General features: G+C 62.2%; 5 protein-coding genes. 3 read left to right on the forward strand and 2 right to left on the reverse strand.

What is annotated here, in order from left to right; all coding sequences use genetic code 11:
* Nucleotides 1–266: 266 nt before the first annotated feature.
* Entirely contained in the window at nucleotides 267–737 is a 471-nt protein-coding gene (locus AR689_RS22555) for an Lrp/AsnC family transcriptional regulator (protein ID WP_024820292.1), read from the reverse strand.
* A gap of 194 nt (nucleotides 738–931) precedes the next feature.
* Between AR689_RS22555 and pdhA the strand changes: the two genes are divergently transcribed.
* From pdhA to AR689_RS22570, 3 genes are read left to right on the forward strand one after another with little or no spacing between them, the layout of a single operon-like run.
* Complete coding sequence (pdhA, locus tag AR689_RS22560; protein WP_062073972.1) at nucleotides 932–2,101, forward strand: pyruvate dehydrogenase (acetyl-transferring) E1 component subunit alpha; 1,170 nt, start codon at nucleotides 932–934, stop codon at nucleotides 2,099–2,101.
* Nucleotides 2,101–3,111 carry an alpha-ketoacid dehydrogenase subunit beta gene (locus tag AR689_RS22565; RefSeq protein ID WP_062073973.1) on the forward strand — a complete coding sequence of 337 codons (1,011 nt, stop codon included), beginning with the start codon at nucleotides 2,101–2,103 and terminating at the stop codon, nucleotides 3,109–3,111. The genes pdhA and AR689_RS22565 overlap by 1 nt, the downstream gene beginning before the upstream one ends.
* Nucleotides 3,108–4,568, forward strand: coding sequence for a dihydrolipoamide acetyltransferase family protein (locus tag AR689_RS22570; RefSeq protein WP_062073974.1), 1,461 nt, complete (start codon nucleotides 3,108–3,110; stop codon nucleotides 4,566–4,568). The genes AR689_RS22565 and AR689_RS22570 overlap by 4 nt, the downstream gene beginning before the upstream one ends.
* Nucleotides 4,569–4,674: 106 nt before the next feature.
* Here AR689_RS22570 and AR689_RS22575 read toward each other — a convergent pair whose 3' ends face one another.
* A complete protein-coding gene (locus AR689_RS22575) occupies nucleotides 4,675–5,547 on the reverse strand; it encodes an NAD-dependent epimerase/dehydratase family protein (protein ID WP_062073975.1) in 873 nt (290 codons plus the stop codon).
* Between the last annotated feature and the right edge of the window lie 370 nt (nucleotides 5,548–5,917).

Raw genomic sequence — 5,917 nt, forward strand, 5'->3', positions numbered from 1 at the left:
GAACCGGGGGCGGGTTTTGGCCCGGATAGTTCGGCGCGGGCCGGTTGGGTTGTGCCGGCTGGTGGGGTTGCTCGGGCTGGTTGGGTTGTTGCGGGTTGCTCACGGTAGTGCCCCTTTCGGTAGCCTTCGGCAGCGCCACCACATGGCCGGGGTCCTCTGGCCGGCCCCCGATGCGTCCACTTGCATCAAATCCTATGCGGGTGCGGTGGGCAAGTACCGCACGGCCCATTACTGCAGGTGGAGGGACTGCAGGTGAAGGACGATTCTCACTCGCCGGAGCGCCGGCCCAGCAGCGGTTGCACCCGGTACGGGATCATCTCGCGCATGGCAAGCGCCGTATCTGTCCGCTCCACCCCGTCGCAGCCGAGGATCTTTCCGTTGATGCGGTACAGGTCCTCTGCGTCCAAAGCCACCACGCGCAAGAGCAGGTCCGCGGAGCCGGTCAGGCCGAATCCTTCAAGGATTTCCGGGATGTCGGCGAGGTCTTCGGAGAGTGAGGCCAGTTTTTGTTGCTGCACGTGAACCGTAATGAACGCTGTGAGCGGGTACCCCAGCGCTGCGGGATTGATGCGCCGCTCGAAGGAGAGGAACGCGTGTTTCTTTTCAAGCTGAGCCATGCGGGCTTGGACGGTATTCCTGGACAGGCCGAGCTTCTGAGCCAGGGCCACCACGGTCCCTCGGGGATCCTTGGCCATGGCCGAAAGCAGTCGGGTGTCAGTGCCATCCAAGGGTTGCATAATGCGCAAGATTAGCACGGTCGGGCAGCCTGAAACAGGGCAAAATGATCAATCTTTGGAACGGTAGTTGTACCCCATGACACTTGTGAGTAGGGTCACAGTTAACTTCGGCGAAGGTGCCGGAGGGCCGGTCTGCGGCAGGATCACAAGTCCCGCCAGCGCCGACAAAACGAGCCGGAAGGTTGCGATCACCTGTGTTGACGGATCAGGCGGGCAAGGGAGTGGACCACCACGCTCCGGGCCCAGGAAAAAGTGCACAAATTCCCTTGAGGACTGGCGGAGATCTGCTCCAGTTGGTGTCGCCGGACGGCGAACGCATCAGCCATCCCGAGTTCGATATCTGGGTCAAGGACATCGGTGATGAGCACCTGTGTTCCTTGTATGAGGACATGACAGTCATCCGCCGCATCGATGCGGAGGCTACGGCTCTCCAGCGGCAGGGAGAGCTCGCATTGTGGCCTCCGTTGCTGGGTCAGGAGGCGGCTCAGATCGGCTCAAGCCGCTCACTCCGGGACGATGACTTCGTCTTCCCCAGCTACCGCGAAAGCGGAGTGGCCTATGTACGTGGCGCCCACCTGTCCGAGATCGCCCGGGTGTGGCGCGGCAACGCCTCCTATGGGTGGGATCCCCTGCGCATCAACCTGGCGACGCCCCAGATCATCATTGGGTCCCAGAGCCTGCACGCCACCGGCTATGCCATGGGTGTGCAACTGGATGGTGCCAATACCGCGGTACTTGCCTACTTTGGCGATGGCGCCACGAGTGAAGGCGACGTCAACGAGGCCATGGTCTTTGCAGCGAGCTACCAGGCTCCCGTGGTGTTCTTCTGCCAGAACAACCATTGGGCAATTTCCGAGCCCGTCCGCGTGCAGTCCCACGTCCAGTTGGCTGACAGGCCCACCGGCTTCGGCATCCCCAGTATGCGCGTTGACGGCAATGATGTCCTGGCTGTTATGGCTGCAACCCGTGTGGCGTTGGACCGGGCCCGCAAGGGTGGCGGACCTACCTTTATTGAGGCTGTTACATACCGCATGGGTCCGCACACTACCGCCGATGATCCCACGCGGTACCGTGACCCCATCGAATTGGAAGACTGGGCGGCCAAGGACCCCATTCTGAGGCTGCGCAAACTGCTCGAAGCCAAGGGCCTGCTGACTGACGACGTGGAAGCCCGGGTGAAATCCAAGGCCGATGCTGTGGCCGCGGAACTGCGATCCAGCTGTATTGATATGCCGGACCCGCAGCCACTGGATGTCTTCAACCATGTGTACAGCACTCCCAATTCCTGGATTGAGCGCCAGAAGCACCACTATTCGCGCTATTTGAACAGCTTCAACCAGCCCGCCGAGGAAGGTGCACTCTGATGTCCAAGCTCACTTTTGCCCGGGCCATCAACGCCGGTCTGCGGAAGTCCCTCGAAAACGACCCCAAGGTGGTCCTCATGGGAGAAGACATCGGCTCGCTCGGTGGTGTCTTCCGCGTCACGGATGGGCTTCAGAAAGACTTCGGAAAGCACCGGGTGATCGATTCGCCACTGGCTGAGTCCGGCATCATCGGCACCGCTGTTGGCTTGGCCTACCGCGGTTACCGGCCGGTCTGCGAGATCCAGTTCGACGGATTCATCTACCCGGCGTTCGACCAGATCGTCAGCCAGGTAGCCAAGATGCATTACCGGACCCAGGGGCGGGTCAAGATGCCCATCACCATTCGCGTTCCTTTCGGTGGCGGCATCGGATCCCCGGAGCATCACTCCGAATCGCCCGAGGCATATTTCACGCACACCTCCGGCCTCCGCGTGGTAGCTGTGTCCAACCCGCAGGATGCGTACACCATGATCCAGCAGGCCATCGCTTCCGATGACCCCGTCCTCTACTTTGAGCCCAAGCGTCGTTATCACGACAAGGGCGACGTGGACGAAACCCTGGACCTCTCCACTGCCCTTCCCCTGGATAAAGCTGCCGTTGTCAGCACCGGTTCTGATGTCACGTTGGTTGCCTACGGCCCTCTGGTCAAGACGGCCAAGGACGCTGCCCTGGCCGCGGCCGACGAAGGCATTTCGGTGGAAGTCATCGATCTGCGCTCGCTGGCGCCCGTGGACTACCCCGTCGTGGAAGCTTCTGTCCGTAAGACCGGACGCCTGGTCATCACCCACGAGGCCGGCCAATCCGGAGGCCTTGGTGCTGAAATCGCCGCCAGCATTACCGAACGCTGTTTCCATTACCTGGAGTCCGCCCCCGTCCGCATCACCGGCTTCGACGTTCCGTATCCGTACTCGAAGCTCGAAATGCACCACCTGCCGGACCTGGACAGGATTCTCGACGGCGTGGACCGCGCCCTTGGCCGGCACAACTCCCTGAGTGGACTGGAAGGATGACCGCCACCATGATCAAGGAATTCAGGCTGCCGGACCTTGGCGAGGGCCTGACCGAATCGGAAATCCTGAGTTGGAAGGTAGCGGTGGGGGACACCGTCACACTGAATCAGGTCATCGCTGAGGTTGAAACTGCCAAGGCCGTTGTTGAGTTACCTTCGCCCTTCGCCGGAGTGGTGGCTGAACTTCATGAGCAGCCTGGCACTGTGGTGGAAGTTGGCAAGCCGATCGTCTCGTTTGAGGTTGACGACGCCGGGTCCTCCTTGGGTGGCGGTGCACCGGGTAACGGTGAACGGTCTGCTGGTGCTGGGTCCGCCGGGAACCGGTCCGCCGGAAACCAGTCCGCCGGCGACAGGGCCGCCGTCGACGCATCCGCCAAGGGTGCGCCGGCAAATGCCGGTGCTCAAGCGGTGGGAGCCCCAGCGAAACGTGAGCCGAACCTGGTGGGGTACGGCGCCGTCGTCGAGCATTCCGGACGACCGACCCGCCGGGCACGCGGCCAAGTCCAGGAGGTGAAGGCTGCACTCCCGGCACCCCCGGCGGTCACCGAGCCTGCGGTGGCTCGTCAGGCAGAGGCTGAGAACTCCGAGCGTCCGCGCTCAACCCCGCCCGTGCGTAAACTTGCGCGCGATCTTGGTATTGAACTGGAACTCGTCCCGGGTACGGGACCCGGCGGGCTCATTACCCGCGAGGATGTCCAGAACTTCACCGGCGCAGTTGAGGTCCCGGCCGGGGTTCCTGCTGTTGCCGGGCACGACGAACGCGAGACCCGCACGCCCATCAAAGGCGTCCGTAAGTTCACGGCCGCTGCCATGGTGCACAGTGCTTTCACTGCGCCGCATGTCACGGAATTCCTCACAGTGGATGTCACAGCAACCATGGAATTGCTGGCAAGGCTCAAGGGCAACAAGGCGTTCGACGGATACAAGCTGACGCCGCTGACCATTGCGTCCAAAGCTGTGCTGGTGGCGCTCCGAAACAACCCATCGCTGAACTCACGGTGGGATGAGGCCAGCCAAGAGATTGTCCAGTTCAACTACGTGAATTTGGGCATCGCGGCCGCCACACCCCGAGGCCTGACCGTTCCGAACATCAAGGACGCGGACAGGCTGACGCTGCGTGAGCTTTCCGCGGCGCTGACCGAACTCACGGACACCGCACGAGCAGGTAAGACGTCGCCGTCAGAGTTGTCAGGTGGCACTATCTCCATCACCAACATCGGCGTGTTTGGCATCGACGCCGGGACACCCATCCTGAATCCGGGCGAGGCCGCCATCGTGGCCCTGGGCGCTGTGCGGAAGGCGCCGTGGGTGGTCAACGATGAGTTGGCCGTGCGGCAGGTCATGTCGCTCAGCCTGTCCTTCGACCACCGCTTGGTGGACGGTGAGCAGGGATCCCGGTTCCTTGCGGATCTGGGTGCCATCCTGTCCGACCCCGCCATGGTGATGACCATGATTTAGGGTGCAACTGAAGCTGCGCCGGCCCATCCCTTTACGAGTGCTTGCAGGAAACTGCAGCTAAGGGGTGGGCCGTCGCGCGTCAGCCCCGAGGGAGCGTCGGCCAGTCTTAGTCCTCGGTTGGTGTGGTGCGGTTGGAGTGGACGGTGCGCCAGCTGTGCTCTGGTTCATAACCCAGCAGCCTGCGCGCCTTGTCAATGGACAGCATGGTTTCGTGCTCGCCCAGTTCCTTGAGGACCTCGACGCCGGGGAAGACTTCCGCTGCCAGCTCGGCACTGCTCCGGCTCATCACGGTATCGGCGGCTGCGATGATGAAGGCTTCAAAACCCGGTTCGCCATGCTCCAACGCCCTGACAACTGCAAGCGCACCGTCCCGGGCATCGATGTAGCCCCATAGGTTCCATTTGCGCAGGGTGGCATCGGAATCGAAGGAGGGAAAGGCATCGTAATCCTCAGGGTCCATCACGTTGGAGAAGCGCAGGGCAGTGATGCTCAGGTCCGGATCCCACCGGGTGAGTTGGATGGCCATTTGCTCCTCGAGGTGCTTGACCAGCGAGTACGTGCTTTCGGGGCGGGCTGCGTACTCCTCATCTACCGGAATGTACGGAGGGTCGATCTCGAAAGGCAGACCTAAGACAGTCTCGCTGGAGGCATAGACCACCTTTTTGATGCCGGCCCTCCGCGCTGCTTGGAAGACGTTGTACGTAGAGACCATGTTGTTCTCGAAGATCGCGGCGTCCGGGGCCAGACCCGGCGCGGGGATGGCGGCCAAGTGAACGATGGCGTCCAAGCCGCTGTGCTGATCGTCCAGACCCAGAATGACATCCAAGACCTGTCCGTAGTTGCGGAGGTCAACGTTAACGTAGCCCTTGCCGCGGGTTCCGGCGCGGTCCATGTTGAGCACCTGGTGGCCATCCTGCGTGAGCCGGCGGACCACACTCCTACCCAGTTTTCCGCTTCCGCCCGTGACAGCAATTCTCATGGTCTGATCCTTCGTAGTGGCTTCTCCGGATCGTCGAATGTGACGTCCAACCGGGTCACATGCAACCCGGACACGTCCAAGCCTAGGCGGCGCGCTCGAGCGGCACAGCCCCTGAAACAGGCCCTGTGAGTCCTAGGAATACTGGACCGACGCAGGGCGCACGGGTTGCCGGTTTGCGTTGCGCACACGGGTTGCCGGTTTGCGAGGGGCGCTACCTGTCCACGGGCCTCAACTGGGCGCTGCCAGGTTCCCGTGCGCAGCGACGCGGCGATGGTCTCTACCTCCTCTGTGTTCCTGGTTCTCTGCGTTTTCTATGTTCTGTGGGGTGTGTGGTGGTGGTTTTGTCGGGGTGTTTGTTGGGGGTCGATGT

It is taken from the genome of Arthrobacter sp. EpRS71 (genome assembly GCF_001512285.1).
Lineage (GTDB): Bacteria > Actinomycetota > Actinomycetes > Actinomycetales > Micrococcaceae > Arthrobacter.